Here is a 14761-nt window from a genome sequence, read left to right on the forward strand (position 1 = left end):
ATGAAAAAATCCATCTATATAATATTATTACTTATACTTAGTTGTAGCAATAATCCCGAACAATTTAAACAACACATTACTGGATATTGGGAGATTGAAGAGGTGATCCTTAAGGATGGCACAAAAAAACAATACACAATTAACGAGACTATTGATTATATTGAAATAAGTAACGACTCGGTTGGATTTAGAAAAAAACTAAAACCTAATTTTGGAGGCACTTACCAAACTTCAAAAAGTCAAGAACAATTTTTATTTAAAATTGAAAACGATAGTCTAAATTTATATTACACTACTCCATTTGCTAAATGGAAAGAAACGATATTAAAAGCAAGCGAGGACAAATTACACGTCATTAACCAAAATAAAGATTTGTATTTATACAAACGCTACACACCAATTACATTAGATTAAAACATGGCAAAACGCAGCAACAATTTACTTAACATATCTGAAGCATTACAAGATTTTGTTACCGAAAATAAACTTGAAAAAGGACTAGACAAAGTTAATGTTAGAGACGCTTGGTCGAAGTTAATGGGCAACGGAATTAACAATTACACCACTGCAATTGAGCTTAAAAAAGACATCCTTTATATACAACTAAGTTCTAGTGCTTTAAGAGAAGAATTAAGTTATGGTAATCAAAAGATAATTACCATGCTAAATGAAGAATTAGGAAAGGAAATTATTAAAAAACTGGTTTTGAGATAATTAAAAATAGAAAAACTAAATATTTTTTTGAAATAATTTAAAAATAACGTTTAGTTAATATTATTAATTCTATCTTTGACACTATTATTAACAAATTTTTTTATTACAATGGCTCAAGGCACAGTAAAATTTTTCAATGATTCAAAAGGATTCGGTTTTATAACTGAAGAAGGATCAGACAAAGACCATTTCGTACACATCTCTGGACTTATCGACGAAGTTCGTGAAGGTGATGTTGTAGAATTCGATTTACAAGAAGGAAGAAAAGGAATGAACGCAGTAAATGTAAAAGTAGTATAATTATATATTTTCTATTTAAACCATTACAAAAAAAGCCTTTCCAATTGGAAAGGCTTTTTTCGTGGCACACATTATTACTCAATTACTTTTAAATTTATTTCTGAGTAATGTTAAAACAAAAAAATCCAGCATACGCTGGATTTTTTTATATAATCTATAGTGTTTTATACTTAAAACATTTCACGTCCAGAAAAATGGAAAGCACCTTCAATAGCTGCATTCTCATCACTATCACTTCCGTGTACTGCATTTTCTCCAATAGAAGCTGCATATAATTTACGGATAGTACCTTCTGCTGCATCATCAGGATTAGTAGCACCAATTAAAGTTCTAAAATCTTCAACTGCATTATCTTTTTCTAAAATAGCAGCAACAATAGGTCCACGTGTCATGTACTCTACTAACTCACCAAAGAAAGGTCTTTCGTTATGTACAGCATAAAATGCTTCAGCATCTTGCTTAGTCATTTGTGTTAACTTCATTGCAACGATTCTAAAACCTGAAGCGTTAATTTTTTCTAAGATTGCGCCAATGTACCCTTTTTCAACAGAGTCAGGCTTAAGCATTGTAAATGTTCTGTTAGTTGCCATTTTTTAATTTTAATGTTATCTAATGTGATTAATTACAACCACTATACTTGTAAAAAGTGGCTGTTAATTTTGTGCAAAAGTACGCCATTTATTAAGAAAAACAATACAATCCAATATTAAAAAATTGTATCTTCGTTGGCTATGACAAAACAAGACATTACAGCCATTAATCAGTTATTGGCAACACCTAAAAAAATTGTAATTGTAAGCCATAAAAATCCTGATGGAGATGCTATAGGTTCTAGTTTGGCTTTATTTCATTATTTAACAAAAACTAATCATCTAGCGACTGTTATTGTCCCTAATGATTATCCGGATTTTTTAAAATGGATTCCTGGTCAAGATTTAATATTAAAATACGACAGTCAAAAAGAAGATAGCGAACAAAAAATAGCTGAAGCTGATATTATTTTTACTCTAGACTTCAACGCGTTCCATCGTGCTGGAGACATGGTTGATGTGTTAACTAATAGCCAAGCATTAAAAATTATGATAGATCATCATCAACAACCTGATGATTATGCTAAATACACATATAGTGATGTTAGCATGAGTAGCACTTGTGAGATGATTTATAATTTTATAGAGTATTTAGACGGTTTACAAGTTATTGACAGTAATATTGCTACAGCCATTTATGTTGGTATTATGACAGATACTGGTTCGTTTAGATTTAGATCTACAACCAGTGCTACACATAGGATTATTGCCAACTTAATAGATAAAGGTGCAGACAACACTTTTATACACAATCAAGTTTTTGACACTAATAGCTACAATAGACTACAACTTTTAGGTTGTGCTTTAAGTAATCTTAAAGTAATACCAGAATCTAGAGCTGCGTTTATCACTTTGTCTCAAAAAGAATTACAACAATTTGATTACAAAAAAGGAGATACAGAAGGTTTTGTAAACTATGCATTATCTTTAAATAACGTGGTCTTAGCTGCTATATTTATTGAAGATTTACAACAAGGGATTATAAAAATATCTCTGAGATCAAAAGGAGATTTTTCGGTAAACGAAATGTCAAGAGCGCACTTCCAAGGTGGAGGACACACTAATGCTGCAGGAGGAAAAAGCGATGTAAATATTGCTAAAACTGTTGAAAAATTTATTAGTATCTTACCACAATACAACACAGCATTACATGAAGCATAGTTTAGTTATATTAGTTATTATAGTTTGTACTGTTTTAGGATGCAAATCTCCTGAAGCTAGAAAACCAGTAACAGTTAGTAGTGGCTCTTTTATAGACGAATCTATTGAAAGAAATAAATCTTTAAATCAAAAACAAACTAAAGCTATTAAAGCCATAATAGCCCAACAACCAGAAAAAAACTATCAAATATCTGGTAATGGCTTTTGGTATTACTTTAGCACTAAAATTGAAAGCGACAGCTTATCTACACCCAATTTTGGAGATAAAATCGTGTATAGCTACAATGTTAAAGATTTAAAAGGAACGACTATATACAGCAAAGAAGAGCTTAAAGTACAAAAGTATGTAATGGATCAAGAAGAGCTATTTTCTGGTCTTCGCGAAGGATTAAAATTAATGAAAGCTGGCGAGAGTGCAACTTTTATTTTTCCGTCACAAAAAGCATATGGTTATTATGGAGATGAAAATAAAATAGGAACTAACATCCCTATAATTTGTGAAGTTTCTGTATTTTCGATTTACCAAAAAGAATAGATATAAACCCAAAACAAATGAACAAATTAATTAACACAATGAAATTATTATTTATTGCCTTAATGGTCAGTTTAACAAGTAGCTCTTGTCAAGAAAAACACCAAGATTTAGAAGACGGTCTTTACGCAGAGTTTGTTACAAATAAAGGGACAATGGTTGCTAAATTATTTTATGAAAAAGTACCTGTTGTAGTCGCTAACTTTGTTGGATTAGCAGAAGGGACACATCCAAAATTAGCAGATAGCTTAAAAGGAAAACCTTTTTATGATGGCATTATTTTTCATCGTGTGATGGATAAATTTATGATACAAGGTGGTGACCCAACAGGAACAGGAATGGGAAGCGCTGGATACAAATTTTTTAGCGAGTTTGACACAAGTTTAAGTCATGACAAAGCAGGAATTTTATCTATGGCTAATTCTGGTGGTTACAATACAAACGGAAGTCAATTTTTTATAACAGAGGTACCAAAACAAAACCTTGATGGTTTTTATGCAGATGGTAGTTTAAAAAACTGTAATGGTCGCGTAAGTTGTCATTCTGTATTTGGAGAATTAGTTAAAGGATTAGAAGTACAAGACAGTATCTCTAATGTTGCTGTTAATCCTAAAAACAAACCTTTAGAAGATGTTGTGATTCAAAAATTAAATATAATACGTAAAGGTGATGCAGCTAAAGCATTTGATGCAGCTAAAGTATTTACAGAACAAGAACCATTATTACCGCAAAAATTGGAAGAGCTTAAAGCAAAAGAATTAGAGCGTATTAAAGAACAGTCAAAAGAAGCAGCTGCTAACTTTATTAAAAAGCATGCTGATTTCCCTGGAGAAGTTAAAGAGTTTCCTACAGGAATGGTTATGATATTAGATGCTAAAGCAGATGGTGTTAAACCTAAACCTTCTGATCGTGTTTTAATTGACTGTACTGGTCTTTTTGAAGATGGAAGTTTTTTCTTTTCTACAATAGTAGAAGACGCTAAAAAATACAACAACTACAATGAAGATGCTGAAAAGCAAGGTGCATATAATGCATTTGCAATGCCATACAACGAGTCTGCTACCCTAGTTCCAGGATTTAGAGAAGCGATGTTAAATATGGATATTGGTGATAAAGCCAGAATATTTGTACCAAGTTATTTAGGTTATGGAGCTGCTGGACGTGGTCCAGTACCACCAAATGCTAACTTAATTTTTGATATAGAATTAGTTGGTTTAGATAAAAAATAAAACAACATCAAAATATAAAAAAGCACTCTACGGAGTGCTTTTTTTGCTTTAAAGTATAGACAAATAATTAAAAAACTTGATATAAAGTGGTTACAATAAGCCCTTTGTTATTTTTTAAAACATGTGACATTAGTCGTTTTTCTGACGTGACTTTAAAATTAAAAGGTGCTTCTAAAATATTTAAACCACTCTTCTTTTTTATTCTAATCCCTTGACCAGAAATAATATCTAAGTTTGGTACAAACGTCGTATTTGGGAGATGTTCAGTTAAAATAAGGTATTTATACTTCACTAATTTACTAAGTACATTTTTAACCTCTGCATTAGATAAATGCTGTAAAACTTGTCTAATAATAGCACAATCGCCATCTGGTAATTCATCAACTGCAATATCCAAACATTTAAAATTTAAATGTTCAGTTTTATAATTAGACTTATTATAATCTATTAAATTTTCAACAATATCTATTGCATGATATATCCTTGTAAAAGGAACTAAATGTTTCCCTATATTAAAATCTCCACAACCTAAATCGCAAACCTCTATTGGTGTTTTAAAAGATTTTAAAAATGTGCTAACAACTTGTAAATATGGAGTAATTATTTCTGGATCATGAGACCCTTCTCCAGAATAAAACGGAGCTTGGTTATCTCCCCAAAGTTTTAAATCATATACTTGTTCCATTGCTTTTTTAGTTGGCCAAGGCTGTTTATTTTTCTTTTTTAACTTCACACTAAAATATTAATATTTCGATTTACACTATATTACCAAAAATAAATTTAAACACTCATAATTAAAAGATCATATTTATATATTTTAATTATTAATAACGACCGACCAAAGCTATGAATACAATTGAACAACAAAACCAAACTGAAGAAGAAAAGTTAGAAATAACAGAGAAATTACCCAAGCAATTATTAACAGATCAATTAAACTTATATGCTAAATCTGCTAATATTGAAGCTTATGCTAAAATGAGTTTTATAATATTTCCTGTTTTAATTTTAATACACAATGTTTTTATAGCAGGAAAAACCTATGATTATGACACATATAATTCTATTAAAACAATCGAAATATCTATTGTAGGCATACTTGTTTTTGCATTAATAATAACAGCAATAGTAGCTATAAGATTAAACAACCAATTAAAAAACAACTTAAAAGACTCCGGAAAAAAATACGGGATTAAACGACAAGTAATACAAGATGAATTTAGTGCCATAGCAGTGTATTTATACGGAGGAAATGGTGTTAAATTGAAATAGCATATCTAACTACTCTCAATGATAAAAAAACACGACTGGCTTTACAGTCTAATTATATATTAAAAAAAATTACTGATGGAGAATTTGATGGATACACAACATATGACTTGCCAAGAAGAAAAAAATATCAATTATTTTTTGAATGGCTTTCTAAAAATTATAATCTAAAACCATCAGATTTTTCATTTGATAATAACGGAGCAGAAAAATTAAAAAAATACTAATTAAATACAACCAAAAATAAATACCTTAAACTAGTTACTAACCCTAACCTGTTTGATCAACAAAATTTTGTTGAGTATACATTTTAAATTTTTAAAATTTAACGACTTGACTTTATCGAACCTCTAATAATAGTACAAATTAATACAGAGGTTGACTTTGTCATTTTTTTCTACTAACTTCGTTTAACTTCGAATATAATTCATTAAAAAAGAATGATATACGTTATAGGTTAAACGAATAAAATAATACAATCTTAAGATATATCTTAATACGTTTTCACACCTCATTTAACATTTCTAAGACAAACGTCCTGTAGTAACTAAAATAGTTGATCAAATGCAACTTGACTTACTTAAGCAAGAAATTAATCATCTACTTTGTGTTTATGTATTTTTAAATTAACTTCGTTTAACTTCTAGTATTACTGATTAACACTAAACCCTATTTGTTGTAGATTTTAAAACACATAACTATCATGAAAAAAATATTAATTCTAGCATTATTACTCTTTAACACATTAATTTTTGCACAGTCTTCAACTGAAATATTAGTTTTAAGTGCAACCATAAAAGACAAAGCCATAGAAGGTGCTAAAGTTATTTTTCAAAAAAATGGAGAAACATCAATAACTCAGTATACTAATAGTAACGGAAAAGTTACAATCCCTGTTGAATATAGAAATGACAAAAATGTTTTAGTAATAATAAAAAAACAAGGCTATTCTGCACTAGTAACTAAATGTTTATGCGACGGGTTAACATATGCAATTAGTCCAACAATGTCAGAATTAGATGGTATGAGAATTGTATTAAATTGGAATAATTCACCTGAAGATATTGACTCTCATTTATCTTATGAAGGAGGGTATGTTTGTTATCATGATAAAGATGCTTCTCAAGCAAATTTAGATGTAGATGACACAGATGGTTACGGACCAGAAACTATTACCATAACTAAAAAAGAGCATGGAAAAAAATATGTTTATGCGGTACACAACTACTCAGACAGAAACTCAATTAACAATGAAAATATTTCTAATATAAGTGGAGCAAAAGTATTTATATATATAGGAAATACGCTTATTAAAACTTATGAAATACCTAGAGAAAAAAAGGAACCGTTTGGATTCCGTTTTTAATTGATGAAATGGGTAATATCGTAGATGTTGGTGATTTTAAAAATGCAACTACTTGGGAAGGAGTACGCAGTATTTTAAGAAACTATAGATTTGATGGACAAAATTTAATAGTGTCAGATTATGATAAAAGTGAATCATTAAAATTAAATAAAAAAGGAGAACAAGAATATCATTCTGGTAATTTAGAAAGTGCGGTTTCTTTATATCAGAGCGCCATAGAATTTAATAATAATAACGGACAAGCATATAGTAATTTAGGATTAGCTTTTCAAAAACTGAATAGAGAAGCTGAAGCGTTATGGGCTAATAGAAAAGCTATTGATTTAGCAAACGGAAGTAAAGCACACATTGTTAGAGCAAGTTCATATTACAACATTGCAAAAATTTACGAAAAGAAAGGACAATGGGCTGATGCTTTAGAAAACTATAAAAATGCCAAACAAAATAGAGAACACAGAGCTTATACAGAAGGGATTTCAAGAATGAACATTAAGTTACAATAATGAAAAAACTTCTATTTTTATGTTACCTACCTTTTTTGATTTTCTCCTACTCCTTTGCAGAAAAAAACAATATAGGCAATACTAATTGGCCATTAGAATTAAATTCTGGTAATGATTTTGATATTGCTTCAAAATGTGAAATGTTAGTATTTATAGAAGTCTTTAACTCTATTGATACGTTGTCTACAGTAGATCTAGCTTCTAAAATAAAGGTTAAAAACATAAACAAAAGCTCTATTAACCTTTGGAAAAAAGAAACTAAAAAAAGAATTTTAACCAATTTTAATAATCTTTCAAGTCAATCTTTAAAAGAGATCGTAGTTATACAAAAGGAAAATTCATGGAAAACATTATCTAATGTAAATTTAAAAACCAATTTACCCAAGCATTTTTTAAATTGGTATAATGAAACTAAAGTGTTTTATACCAATTATGTAAAAGAACAAATTAGACTAGCAGCTTTATTCCCTACAATTACTAGTGAAATTTTAACCTTTTCAGATAATGAAATTCAAGGACACAATTTTGAAGACAAAAAATTTCTATTAACTTTTGATGATGGTCCTACAAAAACAAATGGTAATACAGATAAACTAATTAAAGTATTAGATAAATATAATTTATCAGGAATATTTTTTGTCCTAGGAGATAATCTAACAAAAAGATTAAAAGAAACCTCTGTAGAGTCTATTAAAACTTTATACAATAAAAATCTAGTATTTTCTCATGGAAAAACACACAAACCTCATCAAAAATATGCCGAATGGAAAACCTCTATTAATCATACTAATGATCTAATTCAAGCTATTTTCCCATCCGCTAATAAATTAATTTATTTTAGACCTCCTTATGGACAAAGAAACCAAGAGATAGTTGATTATTTTACATCTAAAAAATCTAAAATTTTATATTGGAATATTGATTCTAGAGATTGGAGCTCGAAATTAACTGTCGAACAAGTAGCTAACAGACAAATAAAATTAATGTTATTATGGAGAAAAGGGATCCTATTGTTTCATGATATACACTCCAAAGCTCAAAAAGTAACTCCAATTGTTTATACCTACTTTAAAAACTCAGATATAAATTGGATAAAACCTAATGAATTTTCAATCTTTAATAGCTCTAAATAATTAACAAAGACATTTTGATACCTCATAATAACATAGTACAATCCCAACATTGTACTATGTTATATTTAAAATTTAGTTTAAGTATTGTGCTCAACAACAATATAATAATTAGGTGTTATAACTAACCTTTTAAACTAAAAATTTTAGTAAAACTTACACATAGCTTACCACGCAAACACCACTCCGTTACTCATCAACAGTTAATGACTGGATTAAAAAAGTATAATTTTAAAATCTCCCTTTTTCATTCAATAATAAGTGTAACTACAAATAAACAACCAATTTGACTTTGTCATCTTTTTCTACTAACTTCGTTTAACTTCGAATATAATTCATTAAAATGGAATGATATTCGTTATACGTTGTGCAACATAACCAAACTGAATGGGAATACAAGCAGATAATCCGAATCTCATTGAATTACTTCTTGAACAAAGTAAAAAACTTCAAGAAGATAGGAAAGTTGTGCTTTCAAAAATAAATCCTTGGTTAGATATTTTAGAAAAGAGTTCACAATCAAAAATTGAAAAAAAACAAAAACGTAAAGAAATTATTGACATTGGGAATTTTATACATTATTTTGATTCAAGTTTAATAATTGAAGACGCATTAAGTGAGAGTCCTGATTTTATAATAAAACAAAATGAACTAAATATTGGTGTCGAATTAAAAGATTTAGTAATTCGCCAGAATGAAAAAGAAAAAGAGGGAATTTTAAAATCACTTTTTGAGCAAATTAAATCCGAATTAAAAAGTGAGGAAAAATCTCTTTGCGGACTCTATCGTGTAGAATTAATCGATGAGAATTTATCTTTAAAAAAGAAAAATAGAGAAGCTCTCAAGAAAGAAATAATTGTTCTGATTAAAGGTCAGCAAATAGAACAGAAATATGTAAAAGCTATCAAGAAAAGACCAATGTCTGAAATTAGCATTTACAAAGGAGAAACTACAATTGTTGGAAACTTAGAACGAAAAGTTGTTGAAGAAAAAATTAAAACAAAAGAGAATAAATTAAAAAGTTACTCAAATGAAAATCTTGATGAGATTTGGTTGCTATTAGTCATTGGAGGAGTTGAAAAATCATCTGATTATTCATTTTTCGATTCTGACATTACAGAAAAACCTTTTGAATCAAATTTTGATGAGATATTTATTTATGACTTTTTTGATAGAAAAATAACCGAATTAAAAATTACGTTGTACAACACCGTATAAAAATAATTGCGGTTTTAGTGCTTAATCAAAGGTTGTTGCGTGTTTGTAACATCTGATTTTCCTTCGGAAAACCCTCGCATACAAACCACGCAACTAATCTTATACAAAACCGTTAAACGAATAAAATAATACAATCTTAAGATATATCTTATTACGTTTTCACACCTCATTTAACATTTCTAAGACAAACGTCCTGTAGTAACTAAAATAATTGATCAAATGCAACTTGACTTACTTAAGCAAGAAATGAATCATCTAAATACAACCAAAAATAATGTTTAGACATCAAGGCAAAAGCAGAACTTTAAAACACAATCTGCGTATTGCTACAATTTTATCCTTTGTGGCTGGGATTGTAAATGTAACAGGCTTTTTAAAATTTAAGCAACTAACTACTAACGTAACAGGGCATTTTGCGTTATTTATTAATGATGTTGCTCATTTTAATTTCTGGAAAGGAACCATCTATTTTTTATACATACTCTTCTTTCTATTTGGTGCTTTTTTATCAAGTTTTTTAATTGAAAAATTTAACGAAAACAAAAAACTTAATGTTTTTGTTTTACCAACAATAATTGAATGTCTCCTTTTATTATCAATCGCTATTACAAGTAATTATACAAATATTAAACATCCTGATATAATAGTTTGCATACTACTTTTTGCAATGGGTATTCAAAACTCTTTTGTAACAAAAATTTCGGATGCTGTTGTAAGAACAACACACCTAACAGGACTATTTACCGACTTAGGGATTGAGCTATCACAACTGTTTTTTCGTAAATACAAACCAAATAAAGAAAAAATAAAATCGACTATAAAACTACGTATGTATATTATCTGTTTTTTCTTTCTTGGAGGAATAATTGGTGGCTATTTTTACTCAACTTTAGACCTAAAATTAAACACTCTAATTATTGGTGCTGTAATTTTATTAACAAGTCTATTTTACGACGATTTAAGATATAAGTTAATCCGAGTAAACAGAAAATATAAACAAAGAAAAAAGCTTAATTCAAAAGCTTTTTATTGGCAATAATATCTTTAATAATAAATACTCAAATCTTATGGATTTTAACATTAACGACATAATTTAAATGAGTTAAATCCCACATTTGACTTTGTCCTTTTTTTCTACTAACTTCGTTTAACATCGAATATAATTCATTGAAATTGAGTAATATTCGTTATACGTTGTAGCACATTTGACATAACGAAATTTATGACAGATAAAAAAATTGACATAACCAATAGAATACTTTTTCTAGTTGGACTTGTTTTCTTCTTAATAGGAGAACTAATATTAGCAAAAGGCAATGATTTTGTGTATAAACAAGAACCTATTGATTTTGCTCATTGGTTTTTATTAATCGGTGTGGCTTTATTGATTCCACAGGTAGTAAATTTTCCTAAAAAAATCTATAGTCTGATAGGAATACCCTTAACATTAATTGGAATTGTTTGTATTATCGGAATGTGTGTGTTGGATATTATTTGGTGGAGTTTTCCGAATGCAGAAATGCGAAATGAATTCACTAATCATATCTCTCAAGTTCCGTCCATTTGGAAACCATTTATGACTATAGGTCCAAGCTCAAAAATTTTCAACCTAGGATTACTAATTTTAAGTTTAAATTATATAAAAAAGGGTAAACTGGGAATAATTTTAGTTTTTATAGCCAATCTTATTTTATGGCATATAATCCCATTGCCTTACCGACTGGTTTTTGGATACGCGATAACTCTAATTGGTTTTAGCTTAATTTTATTAAAAGAAAACAATAAAAACGTGCTACAACACACTGTATAAGTAATAACGTTTTAAGTGATAAAACGAAAGATTAGATATAAAAAAGATCAGTACAAACCGAAGAGTTTGTGATTAGAGATCTGCAAATACTCATATATGAACCGTTGTATCCAATTAAAAAATCACTCGAACTTTAATTGAAATTCGAGTGATAATTGAAAAACAACTATTTGTTTAATCGTTGTTTTACTGATTGAACTGTGTCTAAAATCGACTTTTCAAAAGAAATCGGCTTCCAATTAAACACTTCCTTTGTTTTGCTAACATCTGCGTCATAAGTGTTTCCAATAAAAGGCTTCATACCTTTTAAATCGCTATTAAAATTAGACATAAATTTTAATAAGAAATTTGGACCTTCTAAAGTGCTTACTTTATCATTTCCATTTGATTTTAAGATTTGAGCCATTTCTTTAAACGAATATGGATTTTCAGTTGCAACAACAAATCGTTGTCCATTAGCCTTCTCATTCTCTAAAGCCTTAACATGGATATTGGCAATATCTCTTACATCTGACATATTAATACGCACTTTGGCAAGCATTGGCATTTTACCAGTTATCATATCTTTTACAATATTCATCGATTCACCAGAAAGTTTATCAGACAAGGTTGGTCCCCAAATTGGACCTGGATTAATAACAACCAGTTCTAACTTGTTATCCCCTTTTTGAGTTTCTATAAAATCCCAAGCACTCTTTTCTGCAAGTGTTTTACTTTTTACATAGGCAGACATATTTTTAGCATTTGGGTTAGTCCAAGTATCTTGTTTTATGTTTAATGACTTATTTGCATCACCAAACATGGCTACCATAGAAGAGGTTAAAACTACTCGTTTCACACCTGCGTTTTTAGCAAAATTTAAAGCACGTTGTGTACCTTCAATAGCAGGTTTTATCAGCTCGTTTTCATCATTAGGCTCACTTGCCACATAAGGTGAGGCGATATGTAAAACATAGTCACAATCCTGCATTGCTTCCCTCCAACCTTCATCTTTTAAAAGATTAAGTTCACAAAATTCTAAATTACCTTTGGGCTCAACTTCTCTACGAATTGCTCGTGTTAACTCGTCTCTTTTGGATAAATTCCTAACTGAACCTTTGACTGCATATCCATTTTTTAATAATTCTACCGCTGCGTGTAGACCAACATATCCTGAAATTCCCGTTACTAATACTTTTTTCATTTTATTATATTTTATTTACATCAAATTATTACTTGCAAATCGCAAGCAAATATAATATATTACTTTTGTTTTGCAAGCAATAAATAAAAAAATGTATTTTTACAAAATAATTTTAAAGTAATACAAAATTAAAAATGGAACATAAATTTAGATGCGACTGCCCAATTACTAGTGCAATTGATATTATTGGAGATAAGTGGTCTTTAGTTATTATTAAGCAAATGCTAACTGAAAATAAAAAAACATTTAAAGATTTTATTGAGAGTGAAGAAGCTATCGCAACAAATATATTGTCCACGAGATTAAAAATGCTTGAGGAATTTAAAATTATAATAAAGGGAAAACTTCCTGAAAACAAAAAAACAAACATATACACATTAACAGAAAAGGGAATTGCACTTACACCATTAATTGTAGAATTAATAATTTGGAGCGATAATAACCTACGAGAATTTCATTCAGATTTATATTCAGGAGAACAGATAGAAATGATAAGAGATAACAAAGAAAAGTTTATTGAAAATATAATAGAAAATTACAAGAAAAATAACTAGCTACAACACTATATATAATTTATTGCTAGTTCAAGCCTACTTACAAAAGCCCTTGCGGACATTCTATCTGTGATTTATTTGGTATATTTAAATCTCAAACACGTAACGAAATCATATACTAAACCGTTAAACAAATAAATTAATACAATCTCAAGATATATACTAATTACGTTTTTACACCTCATTTAACATTTACAAGACAAACGTTCTGTATAATAACTAAAATAGTAGATCACATATAACTTGACTTACTTAAGTAAGAAATTAATAATCAACTTTGAGTTTCTCATTTTTTAAATTAACTTCGGTTAACGTTAATATAATTTATTAAAACAGAATGATACCCTCTATACGTTGACAGTATTATAAACGAAAAGAAAACAATGAAAGAAAACTTTAAAATAGCAGTAAAAATTAGTGGAAAAACAGCTCTTAAATGGCTTTTTATTTTTGCATTTGGAACTATAGTAACCTTAATAACATTCCTTATAGCTTTGTATGGAAATATCGAACTAGCTGGTGGTGGTCATGGAAGTATTATAGGTTTATTTACTGGACTAATCACAACAAATATATTTGCCTTTATACTTATTTTTGGATCTCCAGTTTTCATTGCTATCTATTTTATAATTGCAAATAAAATTTCTGTTCAAAATGCAATATATCTATTATGGAAAGCAAAAGCTGGAAATTATATTTCGTCGAAAGTAGAAAATGTAACTAAAAAATTAACAGAAAAAGAAGGATGGAAAAAAGATCTTACTGATAAAGCTATTTTAAAAGCTAAAATATTACAGCTAACAAAAAATGACAATGATACATCTAAATTACAACGTAAGATTATAAATTTTGGGTTTAATAAAATAAAACTTGACGAAATTAATTTTCAAGATGAAAACTTAAATATATCAAATATATTAACTAGCAAGTTTAATAATTTTATAACTGAAACCACAAAACCATCTTTAAAGTTATTCTGGATATTAATTATTGTTCAAATAATTCTTTTAATTGGTTCTATAATTATCAAATAAAAACCACAACTAACAATAACTACAAATAAATACAGATTTTGGTGCTTAAGATGTAACGTTGAATTATTAATTAATACTACCAAATCTTTTGATTTGGGCTTTAGATTAAAAAAGACAAATCAAATGTACTTGACAAATTAATCACTTATTTTGAGTCTCTATTTCTTT

General features: G+C 28.6%; 18 protein-coding genes. 15 read left to right on the forward strand and 3 right to left on the reverse strand.

Features of this window, described 5'->3' with window-relative positions; genetic code table 11:
• From AC0L4B_RS16905 to AC0L4B_RS16915, 3 genes are all read left to right on the forward strand, one after another.
• The gene (locus AC0L4B_RS16905) at positions 1 to 414 is read left to right on the forward strand and encodes a lipocalin family protein (protein WP_473437938.1); all 414 of its coding nucleotides are present in this window, start codon (positions 1 to 3) and stop codon (positions 412 to 414) included.
• Positions 415 to 417: 3 nt separating this feature from the next.
• Positions 418 to 714, forward strand: coding sequence for a DciA family protein (locus AC0L4B_RS16910; RefSeq protein ID WP_473437939.1), 297 nt, complete (start codon positions 418 to 420; stop codon positions 712 to 714).
• 108 nt (positions 715 to 822) lie between these two features.
• Positions 823 to 1014: a cold-shock protein gene (locus tag AC0L4B_RS16915; protein WP_028281616.1), complete on the forward strand. Its 192-nt coding sequence runs from the start codon at positions 823 to 825 to the stop codon at positions 1012 to 1014.
• A 170-nt stretch (positions 1015 to 1184) separates the two neighbouring features.
• Here AC0L4B_RS16915 and AC0L4B_RS16920 read toward each other — a convergent pair whose 3' ends face one another.
• Positions 1185 to 1604: a nucleoside-diphosphate kinase gene (locus AC0L4B_RS16920; protein ID WP_028290520.1), complete on the reverse strand. Its 420-nt coding sequence runs from the start codon at positions 1602 to 1604 to the stop codon at positions 1185 to 1187.
• Positions 1605 to 1745: 141 nt separating this feature from the next.
• Between AC0L4B_RS16920 and AC0L4B_RS16925 the strand changes: the two genes are divergently transcribed.
• Genes AC0L4B_RS16925 through AC0L4B_RS16935 form a run of 3 tightly spaced genes read left to right on the forward strand, consistent with a single transcriptional unit; the run spans position 1746 to position 4526 of the window.
• Positions 1746 to 2765 carry a DHH family phosphoesterase gene (locus tag AC0L4B_RS16925; RefSeq protein ID WP_473437940.1) on the forward strand — a complete coding sequence of 340 codons (1020 nt, stop codon included), beginning with the start codon at positions 1746 to 1748 and terminating at the stop codon, positions 2763 to 2765.
• On the forward strand, positions 2755 to 3300 hold the full coding sequence (gene gldI / locus AC0L4B_RS16930; protein ID WP_473437941.1) for a gliding motility-associated peptidyl-prolyl isomerase GldI: 546 nt from the start codon (positions 2755 to 2757) through the stop codon (positions 3298 to 3300). The genes AC0L4B_RS16925 and gldI overlap by 11 nt, the downstream gene beginning before the upstream one ends.
• A gap of 17 nt (positions 3301 to 3317) precedes the next feature.
• The gene (locus AC0L4B_RS16935) at positions 3318 to 4526 is read left to right on the forward strand and encodes a peptidylprolyl isomerase (RefSeq protein WP_473437942.1); all 1209 of its coding nucleotides are present in this window, start codon (positions 3318 to 3320) and stop codon (positions 4524 to 4526) included.
• A gap of 67 nt (positions 4527 to 4593) precedes the next feature.
• Here AC0L4B_RS16935 and AC0L4B_RS16940 read toward each other — a convergent pair whose 3' ends face one another.
• Complete coding sequence (locus AC0L4B_RS16940) at positions 4594 to 5211, reverse strand: class I SAM-dependent methyltransferase (RefSeq protein ID WP_473437943.1); 618 nt, start codon at positions 5209 to 5211, stop codon at positions 4594 to 4596.
• A 161-nt stretch (positions 5212 to 5372) separates the two neighbouring features.
• Between AC0L4B_RS16940 and AC0L4B_RS16945 the strand changes: the two genes are divergently transcribed.
• The 7 genes from AC0L4B_RS16945 to AC0L4B_RS16975 all read left to right on the forward strand — a co-directional run bounded on the left by AC0L4B_RS16945 (position 5373) and on the right by AC0L4B_RS16975 (position 11822).
• On the forward strand, positions 5373 to 5798 hold the full coding sequence (locus AC0L4B_RS16945; RefSeq protein WP_473437944.1) for a hypothetical protein: 426 nt from the start codon (positions 5373 to 5375) through the stop codon (positions 5796 to 5798).
• 700 nt (positions 5799 to 6498) lie between these two features.
• Positions 6499 to 7161 (forward strand): hypothetical protein, encoded by a 663-nt coding sequence (locus tag AC0L4B_RS16950; RefSeq protein WP_473437945.1) that lies wholly within the window; start codon positions 6499 to 6501, stop codon positions 7159 to 7161.
• 8 nt (positions 7162 to 7169) lie between these two features.
• Positions 7170 to 7664, forward strand: coding sequence for a tetratricopeptide repeat protein (locus AC0L4B_RS16955; protein ID WP_473437946.1), 495 nt, complete (start codon positions 7170 to 7172; stop codon positions 7662 to 7664).
• Positions 7664 to 8797, forward strand: coding sequence for a polysaccharide deacetylase family protein (locus AC0L4B_RS16960; protein WP_473437947.1), 1134 nt, complete (start codon positions 7664 to 7666; stop codon positions 8795 to 8797). Before AC0L4B_RS16955 ends, AC0L4B_RS16960 begins: the two co-directional genes overlap by 1 nt.
• A gap of 384 nt (positions 8798 to 9181) precedes the next feature.
• A complete protein-coding gene (locus AC0L4B_RS16965; protein ID WP_473437948.1) occupies positions 9182 to 10012 on the forward strand; it encodes a hypothetical protein in 831 nt (276 codons plus the stop codon).
• A 274-nt stretch (positions 10013 to 10286) separates the two neighbouring features.
• On the forward strand, positions 10287 to 11051 hold the full coding sequence (locus AC0L4B_RS16970) for a YoaK family protein (protein ID WP_473437949.1): 765 nt from the start codon (positions 10287 to 10289) through the stop codon (positions 11049 to 11051).
• 183 nt (positions 11052 to 11234) lie between these two features.
• On the forward strand, positions 11235 to 11822 hold the full coding sequence (locus AC0L4B_RS16975; RefSeq protein WP_473437950.1) for a hypothetical protein: 588 nt from the start codon (positions 11235 to 11237) through the stop codon (positions 11820 to 11822).
• Positions 11823 to 11988: 166 nt separating this feature from the next.
• On the opposite strand, the gene AC0L4B_RS16980 is transcribed toward AC0L4B_RS16975, so the two are convergent.
• On the reverse strand, positions 11989 to 13005 hold the full coding sequence (locus tag AC0L4B_RS16980) for an SDR family oxidoreductase (RefSeq protein ID WP_473437951.1): 1017 nt from the start codon (positions 13003 to 13005) through the stop codon (positions 11989 to 11991).
• Positions 13006 to 13139: 134 nt separating this feature from the next.
• Here AC0L4B_RS16980 and AC0L4B_RS16985 point away from each other — a divergent pair, with 134 nt between their 5' ends.
• A complete protein-coding gene (locus AC0L4B_RS16985; RefSeq protein ID WP_473437952.1) occupies positions 13140 to 13559 on the forward strand; it encodes a winged helix-turn-helix transcriptional regulator in 420 nt (139 codons plus the stop codon).
• 383 nt (positions 13560 to 13942) lie between these two features.
• Entirely contained in the window at positions 13943 to 14593 is a 651-nt protein-coding gene (locus AC0L4B_RS16990; RefSeq protein WP_473437953.1) for a hypothetical protein, read from the forward strand.
• Positions 14594 to 14761: the final 168 nt, after the last annotated feature.

Source organism: Olleya sp. NP1-10 (genome assembly GCF_055804415.1).

What these genes read in the sequence shown, in the direction of transcription:
- AC0L4B_RS16905 (WP_473437938.1), top strand. Translation starts at nt 1, where the DNA reads ATGAAAAAATCCATCTATATAATATTATTACTTATACTTAGTTGTAGC.
- AC0L4B_RS16910 (WP_473437939.1), top strand. Translation starts at nt 418, where the DNA reads ATGGCAAAACGCAGCAACAATTTACTTAACATATCTGAAGCATTACAA.
- AC0L4B_RS16915 (WP_028281616.1), top strand. Translation starts at nt 823, where the DNA reads ATGGCTCAAGGCACAGTAAAATTTTTCAATGATTCAAAAGGATTCGGT.
- AC0L4B_RS16920 (WP_028290520.1), bottom strand. Translation starts at nt 1,604, where the DNA reads ATGGCAACTAACAGAACATTTACAATGCTTAAGCCTGACTCTGTTGAA.
- AC0L4B_RS16925 (WP_473437940.1), top strand. Translation starts at nt 1,746, where the DNA reads ATGACAAAACAAGACATTACAGCCATTAATCAGTTATTGGCAACACCT.
- gldI (WP_473437941.1), top strand. Translation starts at nt 2,755, where the DNA reads ATGAAGCATAGTTTAGTTATATTAGTTATTATAGTTTGTACTGTTTTA.
- AC0L4B_RS16935 (WP_473437942.1), top strand. Translation starts at nt 3,318, where the DNA reads ATGAACAAATTAATTAACACAATGAAATTATTATTTATTGCCTTAATG.
- AC0L4B_RS16940 (WP_473437943.1), bottom strand. Translation starts at nt 5,211, where the DNA reads ATGGAACAAGTATATGATTTAAAACTTTGGGGAGATAACCAAGCTCCG.
- AC0L4B_RS16945 (WP_473437944.1), top strand. Translation starts at nt 5,373, where the DNA reads ATGAATACAATTGAACAACAAAACCAAACTGAAGAAGAAAAGTTAGAA.
- AC0L4B_RS16950 (WP_473437945.1), top strand. Translation starts at nt 6,499, where the DNA reads ATGAAAAAAATATTAATTCTAGCATTATTACTCTTTAACACATTAATT.
- AC0L4B_RS16955 (WP_473437946.1), top strand. Translation starts at nt 7,170, where the DNA reads ATGGGTAATATCGTAGATGTTGGTGATTTTAAAAATGCAACTACTTGG.
- AC0L4B_RS16960 (WP_473437947.1), top strand. Translation starts at nt 7,664, where the DNA reads ATGAAAAAACTTCTATTTTTATGTTACCTACCTTTTTTGATTTTCTCC.
- AC0L4B_RS16965 (WP_473437948.1), top strand. Translation starts at nt 9,182, where the DNA reads ATGGGAATACAAGCAGATAATCCGAATCTCATTGAATTACTTCTTGAA.
- AC0L4B_RS16970 (WP_473437949.1), top strand. Translation starts at nt 10,287, where the DNA reads ATGTTTAGACATCAAGGCAAAAGCAGAACTTTAAAACACAATCTGCGT.
- AC0L4B_RS16975 (WP_473437950.1), top strand. Translation starts at nt 11,235, where the DNA reads ATGACAGATAAAAAAATTGACATAACCAATAGAATACTTTTTCTAGTT.
- AC0L4B_RS16980 (WP_473437951.1), bottom strand. Translation starts at nt 13,005, where the DNA reads ATGAAAAAAGTATTAGTAACGGGAATTTCAGGATATGTTGGTCTACAC.
- AC0L4B_RS16985 (WP_473437952.1), top strand. Translation starts at nt 13,140, where the DNA reads ATGGAACATAAATTTAGATGCGACTGCCCAATTACTAGTGCAATTGAT.
- AC0L4B_RS16990 (WP_473437953.1), top strand. Translation starts at nt 13,943, where the DNA reads ATGAAAGAAAACTTTAAAATAGCAGTAAAAATTAGTGGAAAAACAGCT.